14 protein-coding genes and 2 pseudogenes are annotated in these 13,074 nt (G+C 73.7%); 10 read left to right on the forward strand and 6 right to left on the reverse strand.

What is annotated here, in order from left to right; all coding sequences use genetic code 11:
- Window positions 1-18 precede the first annotated feature (18 nt).
- The gene (locus BJF86_RS14720) at window positions 19-1,527 is read left to right on the forward strand and encodes an NAD-dependent succinate-semialdehyde dehydrogenase (RefSeq protein WP_202817363.1); all 1,509 of its coding nucleotides are present in this window, start codon (window positions 19-21) and stop codon (window positions 1,525-1,527) included.
- On the opposite strand, the gene BJF86_RS14725 is transcribed toward BJF86_RS14720, so the two are convergent.
- The 6 genes from BJF86_RS14725 to BJF86_RS14750 all read right to left on the reverse strand — a co-directional run bounded on the left by BJF86_RS14725 (window position 1,515) and on the right by BJF86_RS14750 (window position 6,444).
- Window positions 1,515-2,234, reverse strand: coding sequence for a GntR family transcriptional regulator (locus BJF86_RS14725; protein ID WP_321166205.1), 720 nt, complete (start codon window positions 2,232-2,234; stop codon window positions 1,515-1,517). The genes BJF86_RS14720 and BJF86_RS14725 overlap by 13 nt on opposite strands.
- Window positions 2,231-2,509 carry a hypothetical protein gene (locus tag BJF86_RS14730; protein ID WP_075820020.1) on the reverse strand — a complete coding sequence of 93 codons (279 nt, stop codon included), beginning with the start codon at window positions 2,507-2,509 and terminating at the stop codon, window positions 2,231-2,233. The genes BJF86_RS14725 and BJF86_RS14730 overlap by 4 nt, the downstream gene beginning before the upstream one ends.
- Window positions 2,510-2,604: 95 nt before the next feature.
- On the reverse strand, window positions 2,605-3,804 hold the full coding sequence (locus BJF86_RS14735) for a M20 family metallopeptidase (RefSeq protein WP_075820022.1): 1,200 nt from the start codon (window positions 3,802-3,804) through the stop codon (window positions 2,605-2,607).
- The gene (locus BJF86_RS14740) at window positions 3,801-5,018 is read right to left on the reverse strand and encodes a PLP-dependent aminotransferase family protein (protein ID WP_075820024.1); all 1,218 of its coding nucleotides are present in this window, start codon (window positions 5,016-5,018) and stop codon (window positions 3,801-3,803) included. The genes BJF86_RS14735 and BJF86_RS14740 overlap by 4 nt, the downstream gene beginning before the upstream one ends.
- Complete coding sequence (locus BJF86_RS14745) at window positions 5,015-6,235, reverse strand: M24 family metallopeptidase (RefSeq protein ID WP_083653175.1); 1,221 nt, start codon at window positions 6,233-6,235, stop codon at window positions 5,015-5,017. Before BJF86_RS14745 ends, BJF86_RS14740 begins: the two co-directional genes overlap by 4 nt.
- Window positions 6,232-6,444, reverse strand: coding sequence for a hypothetical protein (locus BJF86_RS14750; RefSeq protein WP_143553868.1), 213 nt, complete (start codon window positions 6,442-6,444; stop codon window positions 6,232-6,234). The genes BJF86_RS14745 and BJF86_RS14750 overlap by 4 nt, the downstream gene beginning before the upstream one ends.
- 298 nt (window positions 6,445-6,742) lie before the next feature.
- On the opposite strand from BJF86_RS14750, the gene BJF86_RS14755 reads away from it, so the two are divergent.
- The 9 genes and pseudogenes from BJF86_RS14755 to gcvH all read left to right on the forward strand — a co-directional run bounded on the left by BJF86_RS14755 (window position 6,743) and on the right by gcvH (window position 13,066).
- Window positions 6,743-7,504, forward strand: coding sequence for a D-2-hydroxyacid dehydrogenase (locus BJF86_RS14755; protein ID WP_321166206.1), 762 nt, complete (start codon window positions 6,743-6,745; stop codon window positions 7,502-7,504).
- Window positions 7,501-8,778 (forward strand): annotated as a pseudogene (locus BJF86_RS14760) (amidase); the annotation flags it as partial. The gene BJF86_RS14755 and the pseudogene BJF86_RS14760, both read left to right, overlap by 4 nt.
- Before the next feature lie 304 nt (window positions 8,779-9,082).
- Window positions 9,083-9,322, forward strand: coding sequence for a DUF3830 family protein (locus BJF86_RS19645; protein ID WP_321166209.1), 240 nt, complete (start codon window positions 9,083-9,085; stop codon window positions 9,320-9,322).
- A gap of 47 nt (window positions 9,323-9,369) precedes the next feature.
- Window positions 9,370-9,855 carry a hypothetical protein gene (locus tag BJF86_RS14770; RefSeq protein ID WP_143553869.1) on the forward strand — a complete coding sequence of 162 codons (486 nt, stop codon included), beginning with the start codon at window positions 9,370-9,372 and terminating at the stop codon, window positions 9,853-9,855.
- A gap of 148 nt (window positions 9,856-10,003) precedes the next feature.
- Window positions 10,004-10,542, forward strand: a pseudogene (locus tag BJF86_RS14775) (CDP-alcohol phosphatidyltransferase family protein).
- Window positions 10,539-11,456 carry a DUF881 domain-containing protein gene (locus tag BJF86_RS14780; RefSeq protein ID WP_075820030.1) on the forward strand — a complete coding sequence of 306 codons (918 nt, stop codon included), beginning with the start codon at window positions 10,539-10,541 and terminating at the stop codon, window positions 11,454-11,456. Before BJF86_RS14775 ends, BJF86_RS14780 begins: the two are co-directional and overlap by 4 nt.
- Complete coding sequence (locus BJF86_RS14785; protein ID WP_075814232.1) at window positions 11,453-11,785, forward strand: small basic family protein; 333 nt, start codon at window positions 11,453-11,455, stop codon at window positions 11,783-11,785. Before BJF86_RS14780 ends, BJF86_RS14785 begins: the two co-directional genes overlap by 4 nt.
- 1 nt (window position 11,786) lies before the next feature.
- Window positions 11,787-12,611 (forward strand): DUF881 domain-containing protein, encoded by an 825-nt coding sequence (locus BJF86_RS14790; protein ID WP_083653177.1) that lies wholly within the window; start codon window positions 11,787-11,789, stop codon window positions 12,609-12,611.
- A 65-nt stretch (window positions 12,612-12,676) separates the two neighbouring features.
- Window positions 12,677-13,066 (forward strand): glycine cleavage system protein GcvH, encoded by a 390-nt coding sequence (gcvH, locus tag BJF86_RS14795; RefSeq protein WP_075814230.1) that lies wholly within the window; start codon window positions 12,677-12,679, stop codon window positions 13,064-13,066.
- The last annotated feature ends 8 nt before the right edge of the window (window positions 13,067-13,074 follow it).

Here is a 13,074-nt window from a genome sequence, read left to right on the forward strand (position 1 = left end):
CCGCATGAGGAGGCAGCTGTGAGCGAGGGACGAGAAGACGTCGAGGGGCTGGACCGGGACGGTGTCCTGCGACGGGTGCCGACCGACCTGTTCATCGGCGGTGAGTGGGTCGCGGCGGACGCGGGGGAGCGCTTCGACGTGCTCGACCCGGCGAGCGGGCGTGCCATCGCCAGCGTCGCCGACGCCGGTCCGGACGACGGTATGCGCGCGCTCGAGGCCGCGGCCTCGACCCAGGCCGAGCTGGCGGCGACCTCGCCCCGGCAGCGCGCGGACTGGCTCACCGCTGCCTACGAGGCGGTGATGGACCGGGCCGGCGACCTGGCCCACGTGATGACCCTGGAGATGGGCAAGCCGCTGGCCGAGGCCAAGGGCGAGATCACCTACGCCGCGGAGTTCCTGCGGCACTTCGCCGCGGAGGCGCTGCGCATCGAGGGTGGCTATCAGACGGCGCCGGCCGGCAACGCCCGCTTCCTCACGATGCACCAGCCGGTGGGGCCCTCGCTGCTCATCACGCCGTGGAACTTCCCGATGGCCATGGGCACCCGCAAGATCGCGCCGGCGATCGCCGCCGGCTGCACCAGCGTCATCAAGCCCGCCGCCCAGACGCCGCTGTCGATGCTCGCGCTCGTGCAGATCCTGCACGAGGTGGGGGTGCCGGCCGGGGCGGTCAACGCCGTCACGACGACGCAGGCCGGTGAGGTGATGGAGCCGATGATCCGCTCGGGCCTGGCCCGCAAGCTGTCCTTCACCGGGTCCACCGCCGTCGGCAAGGTGCTCCTCGAGCAGTGCGCGGAGCGGGTGCTGCGGACGTCGATGGAGCTCGGTGGCAACGCCCCCTTCATCGTCTTCGCGGACGCCGACCTCGAGGACGCGGTCGCCGGCGCGATGGCCGCCAAGATGCGCAACATGGGCGAGGCCTGCACCGCCGCCAACCGGATCTACGTGCAGGAGCCGGTCGTGGCGGAGTTCGGGCGGCGGCTCGCCGAGGAGATGGCGGCTCTGACCGTCGGACCGGGGACGCAGCAGGGGGTCACGGTCGGCCCGCTCATCGACGACGCGGCGCAGACCAAGGTCGCCGAGCTCGTGCAGGACGCGATCGAGCGCGGCGCGCAGGTGCTCACCGGGGGAGAGGTGCCCGAGGGCGAGGGCTACTTCTACCCGCCGACCGTGCTCACCGGCGTCTCGCCGGACGCGCGGATGGCCGATGAGGAGATCTTCGGGCCGGTGGCTCCGCTGACCCCGTTCACCACCGAGTCGGAGGTGCTGGGTCTGGCCAACGACACCCCCTTCGGCCTGGTGTCCTACGTCTACACCCGCGACCTCGACCGTGCCCTGCGCATGGCCGAGGGTCTGGAGTCCGGCATGGTCGGTCTCAACCAGGGGGTCGTCTCCAACCCGTCGGCGCCCTTCGGCGGGATCAAGGAGTCCGGCCTGGGCCGCGAGGGCGGTGCGGTCGGCATCGAGGAGTTCCTCGAGGTGAAGTATGTCGGGATCGCCGGTCCTCGCCCCGCCGCTCAGGACGGCTGAGGCCCGCCCGCCGCGTCGGTGACGGCCCCGGTCGTGGATCCGGTCAGCCGCCGCAGCGCGTCCCGCATGTGGTGCACGATCAGCGCATCGGTCCGACGGGTGTCCCCGTCCGCGAAGGACCGGGCGATCTCGCGGTGCTCGCCGACCCGGGCCTCGTCGACCGCATAGGTCGGCTCGAGCAGGTGGATGCACATGCGGGTCTCGGTCATCAGCGTCGCGTGGATGCGGGAGAGGTGCGGGCTCTCGGCGTGCTCGACGAGGACCTGGTGGAAGTGGATGTCGGCGTGGCTGACGTCCCGGACGTCCTGCCGGGCGGCGGCTCGTGCCATCTCCTCGACGACCTCGAGTAGCGCCGCCGAGGTCGCGGCGGGGGTCGTCTCGTGGATCCGTCCTCCGGCGGCCCGCTCGATGGCCGAGCGAGCGAGGTAGAGGTCACGCACCCGCTCGTCGGTCATCTCCACGACGAAGAGACCCCGGTTGGGGTGGGCGACGAGCAGACCCTCCTGGGTCAGCCGCTGGAGCCCCTCGCGCAGGGGGCCACGGCTGACCCCGAGGCGGGCGGCATACTCCACCTCGCCGAGCTGGCTGCCCGGTGCGATCTCGCCCAGCGCGATCGCCTCCCGGATGCGGGAGGCGACCATGCTCGGGGTCGACTCTCGCGGCACGGGGTTCAGCGCGGCGGAGGAGGACCGCGAGAGGGCGGTCACCGGGCGGCTCCTAGCAGTGCGGCGTCGCCGCCGGCGGGCGCCGGGTCGGCGATGAGGACGACGGTGCCGAGCGCGCTCTCGAGGTCCTCGACCCAGCGCAGCGCGTGCAGCGCGGTGTCCGGCAGGAGGAGCGCGTCGACCCGGTGGGCGTCCTCCCCGACGCTGGTGTGCACGAGCGCGAGGGCCACGTCGTGGCCGTGACCGCGCAGGTGCTCCTGCGCCCAGCCGTCGTCGTCCTCGGCGCGGTGGCCGGGAAAGATCGCGATGCTGGTCATCGCCCACACCCCTGTGCTCGCCGGCCGCCGGGCCGGACCTGGTTGGTGGTCTCGATGGTAGACAATCCGTTCCCCGTCTGCCCCTGCTCGCGCCGCTAGGCCGTCGCGCCCGGTCCGAGGAGCTCCAGGACGGTGCGGGCATACCCCCGGGCGGCGGTGACGAGCTCGTCGACCGCGACCGACTCGTCCGGGCGGTGCGCCTGCTCGGCCACGGACCCGGGCCCCTGCACCACGACTGGTATGCCCCACGCGTCCGCCACGAAGCCACCGTCGCAGGCGGCGGTCCAGCCGGCGAGGGGCGCCGGACCGCGCCCCGCGGCGGACATCGCCCCGTCCACCGCCGTCACGAAGGGGTCGTGCGGCGAGGTCTCGAAGCCGGGCATGTCCATGGGCGAGGAGAGGGTCCACGTCAGGCCACGCTCGTCCAGGTCGAGCCGGTCGAGCCGATGCCGCAGCGCGTCGAGCACGCCGTCGACCGGCTCGCCAGGGAGGAGCCGGCGGTCCACCTCGAGGCGGCACAGGTCGGGGACCGCCGAGCCCGAGGTGCCGCCGGAGATGACGCCCACATTGAGCGTCGCGGGACCGACGAGCGGGTGCGCGTCGACGCGCAGCTCCTCGTGCCAGCGCTCCAGGTCGGCCACCACCCGGGCGGCGCCGCCGATCGCGTTGCGGCCGTCCTCGGGTCGACCGGCGTGCGCCGCGACCCCGCGCACCTCGACGTGCAGGTAGGACGCGCCCCGCGCCGCGACGACCGTCGTGAGGTCCGTCGGCTCCGCCACGACGCACCCGAGCAGGTCCGGTCGAGGGGCGGCGACGAGGGCCCGGATGCCGAGACCGTTCTGCTCCTCGTCGCACAGCGCGTCCAGGTGCACCGGTCCGGAGGGGACGAGCCGGGCCTCCCGGACCGCGGCGAGCGCCAGCAGCACGGCGGCGAGGCCGCCCTTCATGTCCGCGCTCCCGCGACCGCCCAGCCGTCCCTCGACGACCGACCCGGCATACGGGTCGCCGGTCCAGTCCTTCGGATCGCCGGGCGGGACCACGTCGGTATGCCCGAGGAACAGCAGCCCCGGGCCGTCACCCCCGGGCAGCGTGACGCGCACGTTGGGTCGCCCGGGCGCCACGTCGTGCTCGGCCACCTGCAGCCCCAGCTCGGCGGCCAGCGAGGTGAGGACCGCGGCCGTGGCGGCCTCCTCGCCCGGCGGGTTGGCCCCCGGGGCCCGGACCAGGGCGGTGGCCATCGGCAGCAGCCGCTGCGCGGTGATCGCGTCGAGGACGGCGCCCTCGTCCGGGGTCACCGCTGCGCCAGCGAGTCGACCGCGCGCGCCAGCCGCGCCACGCCCTCGCGGATCCGGTCCGGCGGGGTCGAGGCGAAGCACAGGCGCAGGTCGTGCGGGAAGCGCCGGGCGGGGGAGAAGGCGTTGCCCGGGATGTAGGCGACACCCTCCGCCAGCGCGACCTCGAACAGTGCCTCGGTGTCGACGTCGTCGCCGAAGCTCACCCAGAGGAAGAAGCCGCCCTCGGGGTCGGTCCACGTGGCCCGGCCGGCGAAGTGCTCGGTGAGCGCGGCCTGCATGGCCTCCTTGCGGCGGCGGTACTCCTGACGCTGGGTGACGAGATGATCCTCCAGGTGCCCGGCCCGGAGGAAGTCCGCGACCAGGCGCTGGGCGGGCAGGTTGGTGCAGGTGTCCATGGCCTGCTTGGCGTGGATGAGCAGCTGGCCGAGGCTGGGGTCGGCGTCCACCCAGCCGACCCGCAGCCCCGGGGCGATGATCTTGGAGAAGGTGCGCACCGAGAAGACCAACGGATCGCCCTCGGCCAGCTCGTGCAGGCTGGGCAGCGCCTCGCCGGCGAAGCGCAGCATGCCGTAGGGGTCGTCGTCCAGCACCACGCTGCCCCAGTCCTGGGCCAGGCCGATCAGCTCCTGGCGACGGGTGAGCGACATCGAGGTGCCCGACGGGTTCTGGAAGGTCGGCACGGTGTAGATGAGCTTGGGGGTGCGACCGGCCCGCTCGACCGCCTCCCGCAGTGCGTCGATGGACATCCCCTCCTCGTCCACGGGGATCTCGGCCAGCTCGGCCTGGTAGGCGAGCGCCGTGGCGCTGCCGTTGGTGTAGGTGGGGGACTCCACCGTGACGAGGTCACCGGGGTCGATGAAGAGCTTCGCCGCCAGGTCGAGTCCCTGCATACCTCCCGCGGTGATGGTCAGCCGCTCCGCGGTGGTGGCGTCGGTCGTGCCCTCCAGCATCTCCAGGAGGGCGGTGCGCAGCGGCGGGTCACCCTCGGTGGCGGCGTAGTCGAAGGCGTCGGCGCCGTGCAGCGCGCTCCGGGCTGCCTCGTTCAGCTGGTCGGTGGGGATGGCCTCGGCTGCGGGGCTGCCCATGGCGAAGCGGACGATGTCGTGCGTCTGCTGCGCGAGCAGCGAGGTGCTGGAGTCGATGACCGAGCCGACGAGCAGGTCGGCGCGGGAGGCCAGCGGCAGCGTGGTCGAGGCGGTCGTGACGGGGGTCATGCGTGGATCACCAGTCCTTGGTCGAGGGGGGCGAGCAGTTCGGGTCCGGCCTTGGTGACGAGCACCGACTCGGAGGTCTCGTAACCCCAGCCGTCCATCCACATCCCGAGGATGAGGTGGAAGCACATGCCGGGCTCCAGCGCGGTGTCGTCCTCGGCGCGCAGGCTCACCGTGCGCTCACCCCAGTCGGGTGGGTAGCCGATGCCGATCGAGTAGCCGATGCGCGAGTCCTTGCGCAGCCCGTGCCGGGTCAGCTCCGCGGTGAAGGCGGCGTGGACGTCGGCGGCGGTGGCGCCGGGGTGCACCGCGCGCAGCGCCGCCTCCAGGCCGAGGCCGGTGGCCTCGGCCGTCCGGGCCAGCCGCGGGGGAGGAGGGCCGAGGCTGACGGTCCGCGCGAGCGGCACGTGGTAGCGGCGGTGGACCCCGGCCAGCTCGATCGTCGTCGCCTCGCCCTGCCGCAGCGGCTCCTCCACCCACGTCAGGTGCGGGGTGCCGGCGGTCTCGCCGCTGGGGAGCAGGGGGACGATGGCCGGGTAGTCACCGCCCAGCGCCTCGGTGCCGTGCGCCTGCGCCTGCTGGATCTGCGCCACCACGTCGCACTGGCGCCGGCCGGCCCGCAGGGCGTCGATCGCCGCGGTCATGGCGCGCACGGTGACCTCCCCGGCCGCGCGCAGGAGGGCGACCTCGGTGTCGGACTTCACCACGCGCAACCAGTTGACCAGCTCCTGGCTGTCGACGACCTCGGCCTGCGGGAGCGTGGCCCCGAAGGCGAGGTAGGCGCGGGGGGAGAAGAAGTGGGCGTCCAGCTCCATCGCGATCGTCCCGGCGCCGGAGGGCAGGACCCCGACCTCCCGTCCGGTGCTCGCGATCCACTCCCACGGATGGATGTCGTGCCGGTGCACGTAGTGCTCCGGATAACCGTGGATCCGGTCCCGGGGCAGGGTCGCGGTGTGGTGACCGCCCTTGGCGTCCATCGCCCGCAGCACGAGATGGGCCTCGCCCTGCGCCGGCACCAGGAGAGCCTGGGGCATGTAGAACGACCAGGCGTTGTAGCCGGTCAGGTAGTAGAGGTTGGCCGGGTCGGTGACCACGAGGGCGTCCAGGCCGCGCCCGCGCAGCACCTCCTGGGTGCGCGCCAAGCGTCGCTCGTGCTCGGGACGCAGCGTGTGGGGATGGGCCGTCTGCGCGGCCCGCGTGATCTCGGTGAGCCCGCTCATAGCCTCTCCTCGGCGCTGCTGGCGCTGACGGGCGAGCCGTCCCCGACCTCCGGCCGGTGGCACAGGAGCCCCTGGCCGGGGCCGACCGCCTCGACGTCGTAGGGCACCACGACGCCGATCCCGGGCTCCCGCAGTGACGCCCCGGTCGCGACCGGGGCCGCGCTCGCCGGTCGCGGTCGTGCCGCGCCCACCGTCAGACTCTCCTGCACCCGCCCCACGATGCCTGACGGAGGAGATTGTTGACAATCCGACACGGCCTTTCTACCGTCGCGCTGTGACCGGACACCGCCCCCGCGTCGTGGTGCTCACCGCTCCCGGCCTCGACCCACCGCCGCAGCTGGAGGAGGTCGCCGCGGAGGTGGACCTCGTGGTGGTCACCGCCGACGAGCTGGCGACGGCGCTCCCGGCGCCCGGGCACTCCTCCTGTGGGACTTCTTCTCCGCGGCGGTCGAGAATGCCTGGTCGGCGGCCGACTCGCTGGAGTGGATCCACGTCGCCGCAGCAGGGGTGGACTCACTGCTCTTCGACGAGCTGCGTGCCTCGCCGGTGATGGTGACCAACGCGCACGGGGTCTTCGACCGCCCCATCGCCGAGTTCGTCCTCGCCAGCATCCTGGCCCACGCCAAGCGGCTCCACGAGAGCATGCGGCTGCAGCGGGACCACGAGTGGGCCCACCGGGAGACCGCCCTGGTGCGCGGCCAGCGGGTGCTCGTGGTCGGCACCGGGGGGATCGGCCGAGAGATCGCCCGGCTGCTCCGCGCCGTCGGGTGCGAGGTGCGCGGGGCGGGTCGACGGGAGCGCGCGGCGGACCCCGACTTCGGGACCGTGGTGCGCAGCGACGCGCTGGCGGAGCACGTGGGCTGGGCCGACCACCTGGTCAACGCCACGCCGCTGACGCCGGCGACGCGAGGGCTGCTCGACGCCGCCGTCTTCGCCGCCATGCGCCCTGAGGCCCACGTCGTCAACATCGGTCGGGGGGCGAGCCTGGTGGAGGCGGACCTGCTCTCGGCGCTCCGCGCGGGCCGCCTCGCGGGAGCCTCGCTGGACGTCTTCCAGACCGAGCCGCTCCCGGACGACTCGCCCCTGTGGGACGCGCCGGGGCTGGTGGTCTCCGCGCACCTGTCGGGAGACGTCACGGGCTGGCGGGACCGGCTGGCCGAGCAGTTCGTCGCCAACCTGCGGCGGTGGCGCGCGGGTGAGCCGTTGACCGGCGTCGTAGACACCCGGCTCGGCTACGTCCCCGGGGCCGAGGCGACGGGGTCGCCATGACGTCCGTCCGACCGACCGTCTCTGAGCTGTCCGCGGCCTTCGCCTCGGGCACGTCGACGCCGCTGGAGGCGACCGAGCGTGCCCTGGAGGCGATCGACCGCTTCGACCCGGTCGTCCGCGCGATGGTCCTGGTGGACCGCGAGGGCGCGCTCGCGGCCGCGCGGGAGGCGACCCGGCGCTGGGCGGCGGGCACCCCGCTGAGCCCGGTCGACGGCATACCGACGACGATCAAGGACATCCTGCTCACCCGGGGCTGGCCCACGCTGCGGGGCAGCCTGCTCATCGACCAGGGGCAGCCGCAGGACTGGACCGAGGACGCGCCAGCCGTCGCCCGGCTGCGTGCGGCAGGGTGCGTCCTGCTCGGCAAGAACAGCACTCCCGAGTTCGCGTGGAAGGGGGTCACCGACTCGCTCCGCCACGGACCGACGGGCAACCCGTGGGACCCCGGCCTCACCGCCGGCGGGTCCAGCGGGGGAGCGGCGGCCGCGGTCGCCCTCGGCATGGGTGCCTGGTCGATCGGCACCGACGGGGGCGGGTCCGTGCGCATCCCGGCCTCCTTCACCGGGACCGTCGCGCTCAAGCCGACGTACGGCCGGATCCCGCTCTACCCGGCCAGCCCCTACGGCACGCTCTCGCACGCGGGACCCATGACGACGAGCGTGGCGGACGCGGCGCTCCTGCTCGACCTCGTCGGCCGCCCCGACCCGCGCGACTGGTCGGCGCTGCCCGAGCCGAGCGGGTCGTTCCGGGAGGGTCTCGAGGACGGGGTCTCGGGCCTGCGGGTGGCGATCTCGCCGCGCCTCGGCCTGGACGTCGACAACGACCCGGCGGTCGAGTCGGCGGTGCTGGCCACGGCGCAGCGGCTCGCCGAGGACGGTGCCCGCGTGGAGCAGGTGGACCCCGGCATCAGTGACCCCGTGGACGCCTTCCACGTGCTGTGGTTCAGCGGCGCCGCCAAGGTCATCGAGGGCTACGGCCCCGGAGCCCTGGAGCGAGTGGACCCGGGTCTGCGCGAGGCGGTGCTGCGTCACGGCGCCGGGGCGAGCGCGAGCGCCTACCTGGACGCGACGGCGGTCCGGATGGACCTGGGGCGGCGGATGGGGCTCTTCCACGAGACCTACGACGTGCTCCTCACCCCCACCATGCCGATCCCGCCCTTCGAGCTCGGGCACCAGGCCCCTGGCGGGGACGACGCACTCTGGACGTCGTGGACGCCCTACACCTACCCCTTCAACATGACCCAGCAGCCGGCGCTGTCGGTGCCGTGCGGGACGACGTCGGAAGGTCGCCCGATCGGGCTGCAGGTGGTCGGGGCCCGGCACGCGGACGCCTGGTGCTCCGGGTGGGCCGGGCGGTCGAGCGGCGGGCCCCGGTCGGGCTGCCCCCGATGCTGTCCGACCCGTCAGCAGAGCGAGGAGAAGAGGCATGAGCAGATTCGTCACCGTCACCCTCGAGCAGCACGGCGTGACCTGCCGGGCCCGCCTCCAAGACGAGGAGGCGCCGCGCACCTGCGCCGCGGTCTGAGACCTGCTGCCGACCAGCGCGCAGGTCTACCACGGCACGTACGCCCGCAACGAGATCTACACCCTGCTCCCGCACCCGGGGTGGCAGCACGAGCCGGGCCGGGAGAACACCACGATCACCCCGATCCCGGGCGACCTGTGCTGGTTCACCTTCGACGGCGACCCGGGATGGGTGCCCGGCAACGTCTTCGGTGAGGTCGTCGAGGGTCTGGCCGAGATGGCGGCCGCCTGCCAGGACCTGTGGATGGGCGGTGTCCGCGGCGAGCGGCTCACCCTCCGGCGGGAGGAGGACTGAGGGCGGGGCCGCTGTCCTGAGCCCTGCGGTCGCGCTAGCGTGGGCGGATGGCACGTCGTTGGGGATGGATCGCCGGGATGGTCGTCGTGGGTCTGCTGCTCACCCTGCCGCAGGTGGCCCTGTGGCGGCCGACCCCCGACACGCCGCTGCAGCAGGGGGTGTTCTGGGTGGCGGGCCTGTCCTACCAGCTGTCGGGGCTGCTGCTCGGCGTGGCGCTGGTCGCGGCCGCGGTCCTGGTGGGCGAACGTGTCGGTCTGGTCCGCCTGACCGGCGGGCCGGCACCACGGCTGCTGCTCCTCGCGATGGCGCTCGTGGTGCTCGGCACGGTCGCCGGATGGGGTGTGCAGCGGCTCGCGCTCGGGGTGGCGGGTCAAGGTCTCGTGGGCTGGTCGCTGCTCCTGATCCAGGTCTTCGCCTGGGTGGTGGGACTCGGCTACGCCCTGGCAGGGGTCTGGCTCGCCGGCAGGCTCCCCGCACCCCACCGGGAGCACGCGCCGGCAGCACTGGTGAGAGACCCGTCACAACCGCGGTAGGGGGCGCGTCGCCGGGTCGGCGGGGTCACCCGAGCGCCTAGACTTCCGGGGTATGACGGGCGTCCAGGGGGATCGGCCCGGTCCGGCGCCGGAGCAGCGCGTGCTGCCCGTCACGGACCGGCTCTGGACCGTGCCCAACCTGCTGTCCATGGTCCGTCTCGCCCTCGTGCCCGTCTTCGTCTGGAGCCTGCTGCGGCACGAGCTGGGCTGGGCGGCGCTCGTGCTCGTGGTGGCGGGAGCTCCGACTTCGCCGACGGCAAGATCGCGCGGCACTACGGACTGACCAGCCGGCTGGGGCAGGTCCTGGACCCGGTCGCCGATCGGCTCTACATCGCCGCGACCGTGCTCGGTCTCGCGGCCGTCTCGGTCATCCCGTGGTGGCTCGTGGCCGTGCTCTTCGCCCGGGAGGCCTTCATCGTCCTGATGTACCCCGTCGTGCGGCGCCACGCGCTGCCGATCCCCGAGGTGACCTTCATCGGCAAGGCGGCGACCTTCAACCTGCTCGGCGGTTTCCCCCTGCTGCTGCTGGGGCACGTCGAGGGGTGGTGGACGGTGCTCTCGCTGGCCTGCGGCTGGGCGCTGGTGTGGTGGGGCACGGTGCTCTACTGGGTCACCGGCGTGACCTACGGCTGGCAGGTGGCCCACATGGTGCGCCAGCGTCGCGACGCCGGGAGAGTGGTCCGGTGAGGTGGCGACGGGGCCAGGCCGACCCCGACCCCGCGGCGTCGATGGCGCTGCTGAACGAGGTGCTCGACCCGCCGCTCGGCCCGGGTTACGACTCGGCGGCCCGGTCGCGCACCGAGCAGGGGCTCCCCGCGTCGTCCGGCACGCGGACCTGGTTGATGTTCGGCACCACGCTCGTCCTGGGGGTCCTGCTGACCACGGCGGCGGTGACGCTGCGCACCCCCGACCCCGCGGAGGCCGCCGGCCGCGCCCAGCTCGTCGAGCGGATCGAGCAGGTGGAGCGGGTCGGCGACGAGCGGAGCGTGCAGGTGGACGCGCTCCGCACCGAGGTGGGCGAGCTGGAGCGGGCGGCGATCGTGGCCGACAGCGGGGGCTCCGGTGACGCCATCGCGGCGGCCGCCGTGAGGGCCGGGGGCACCGCCGTGACCGGCCCGGGCGTGCAGATCACCCTCTACGACGCAGAGCAGCCCGCCGACGACACCCCGGGCGAGGACGCCGAGCCGGAGCGGATCAACTCCCGGGACCTGCAGCTGGTCGTCAACGGGCTGTGGCGGGCGGGCGCCGAGGCCGTCTCCGTCGACGGGCACCGGCTCACGAGCACCTCGGCCATCCGGTTCGCCGGGCAGGCGATCATCGTGGACTTCCGGGGTCTCACCCCGCCCTACGACATCGTGGCGATCGGCGCGCCGGAGGAGCTGACGACCGAGCTGACCTCGGGGGCGACCGGGGCCTACCTCCAGGAGATCGAGCGCCAGCTCGGTCTCCGCTCCGAGGTGACCGCCGCCAGGGAGCTCACCGTCGGTCCCGGCGTGCGGCTCTCGACCCGGCTGGGCACCATCCCCTCCGGCGAGGCGCCCCCCGCACCGACCCCCGGCGTGCTGCCCGACCGTCACCCTCGAGGCGAGGAGCCACGATGATCCCTGTCCTCGGTCTGCTGGTCGGCGTCGTCCTGGGGCTGGTGATCAGCCCGGAGGTCCCGACCTGGCTGCAGCCCTACCTGCCGATCGCGGTCATCGCCGCGCTCGACGCCGTCTTCGGGGCGGCACGGGCCTCGCTGGAGGGCATCTTCAACGACCGCGTCTTCGTCATCTCGTTCCTGTCGAACGTGGTCGTCGCCGCGCTCATCGTCTTCCTGGGCAACCAGCTCGGGGTCGGCGCCCAGCTCTCCACCGGTGTCGTCGTCGTGCTGGGGCTGCGGATCTTCTCCAACGTCGCGGCCATCCGACGGCACCTCCTGGGGGCCTGAGGTGACCGACGACCAGGCCTCGGACCTCGCCCCGGATCCGGAGCGGACCCGTCGCCTCGCCGGGCTGGGCCGCGTCCGGCGACGCGCGGCCCCCACCACCGCGGAGGCCCGACGGCGGCTGCGCCGGCTCGGCGGATTCCGCGCGACCCAGGGACAGCTGACCGCAGCCCTGCTGACCGGTCTCCTGGGTGTCGCCCTGGTGGCCCAGGCGAGGGTCACCGAGCAGGCCGGCTTGGAGCAGTTGCGGGAGTCCGAGCTGGTGGCGCTGCTGGACGACGTGACCAGCCGGGCAGCGTCGCTGGGGGAGGAGGTCGACCAGCTCGAGGCCGACCGCGAGCGGTTGCTGGGCGCAGACGGGGACGACGTCGCCGCGGAGGCGGCCCGCCAGCGGCTGGAGTCCTACCAGATCCTCGCCGGGACGGTGCCGGTCCAGGGCCCCGGGATCACCGTCCTCGTCGACGACGGCGGCTCGGTCGTCACCCAGACCATGGTGCTGGACGGCATCCAGGAGCTGCGGGACGCCGGCGCCGAGGCCATCCAGGTCGGGACGGTCCGGGTCGTCGCCTCCTCCTACGTGAGCACCGACGAGGCGGGCGAGATCCTGCTGGACGGGCAGCGTCTGGGCTCGCCCTACACCATCACGGCGGTGGGGGACGCGCATACCCTGGCCGGGGCCATGGCCATCCCCGGGGGGTTCACGGACTCGCTGCGCAGCGTCGGGGCCGAGGTGACCGTCGTCGAGGCGGACACGGTGGTCATCGACGCGTTGCACGAGCCGATCGAGCCTCGTTACGCTCAGCCTGTGCCCGCGACGGGGGATCCCTGAGGTCGGGCCGCAGCGACACCGCCGTCCGTCCCGGCCGGCGCACCGTGTTCGAGCCGAGGAGAGCGATGAGCAGCCTGGACTACCCCGACGACCTGCGCTACACGACCGACCACGAGTGGATCCGTGACGTCGGCGACGGGACCGTCCGGGTCGGCATCACGTCCTACGCGCAGGACGCGCTCGGGGACGTCGTCTACGTCTCGCTGCCCACGGTGGGCGACACCGTCGCCCCGGGCGACTCCTGCGGCGAGGTGGAGTCGACCAAGTCGGTGAGCGACATCTACGCACCGCTGGCCGGCGAGGTCACCGCGGTCAACGACGCGCTCGACGCGACGCCGGAGCTGGTCAACACGGACAGCTACGGCGAGGGCTGGATGTATGAGATGAAGCTCTCCGACCCCTCGGTCCTGGAGACCCTGCTGGACGCCGAGGCCTACCAGGGCCAGCTCGACTGACCTGTCGG

Origin of the sequence: Serinicoccus sp. CNJ-927 (genome assembly GCF_001942435.1) — a bacterium.
Lineage (GTDB): Bacteria > Actinomycetota > Actinomycetes > Actinomycetales > Dermatophilaceae > Ornithinicoccus > Ornithinicoccus marinus.

Coding starts and splice junctions, on each gene's coding strand:
- gcvH (WP_075814230.1), top strand. CDS start 12,677: ATGAGCAGCCTGGACTACCCCGACGACCTGCGCTACACGACCGACCAC.
- BJF86_RS14745 (WP_083653175.1), bottom strand. CDS start 6,235: ATGAGCGGGCTCACCGAGATCACGCGGGCCGCGCAGACGGCCCATCCC.
- BJF86_RS14785 (WP_075814232.1), top strand. CDS start 11,453: ATGATCCCTGTCCTCGGTCTGCTGGTCGGCGTCGTCCTGGGGCTGGTG.
- BJF86_RS14770 (WP_143553869.1), top strand. CDS start 9,370: ATGGCACGTCGTTGGGGATGGATCGCCGGGATGGTCGTCGTGGGTCTG.
- BJF86_RS14740 (WP_075820024.1), bottom strand. CDS start 5,018: ATGACCCCCGTCACGACCGCCTCGACCACGCTGCCGCTGGCCTCCCGC.
- BJF86_RS14730 (WP_075820020.1), bottom strand. CDS start 2,509: ATGACCAGCATCGCGATCTTTCCCGGCCACCGCGCCGAGGACGACGAC.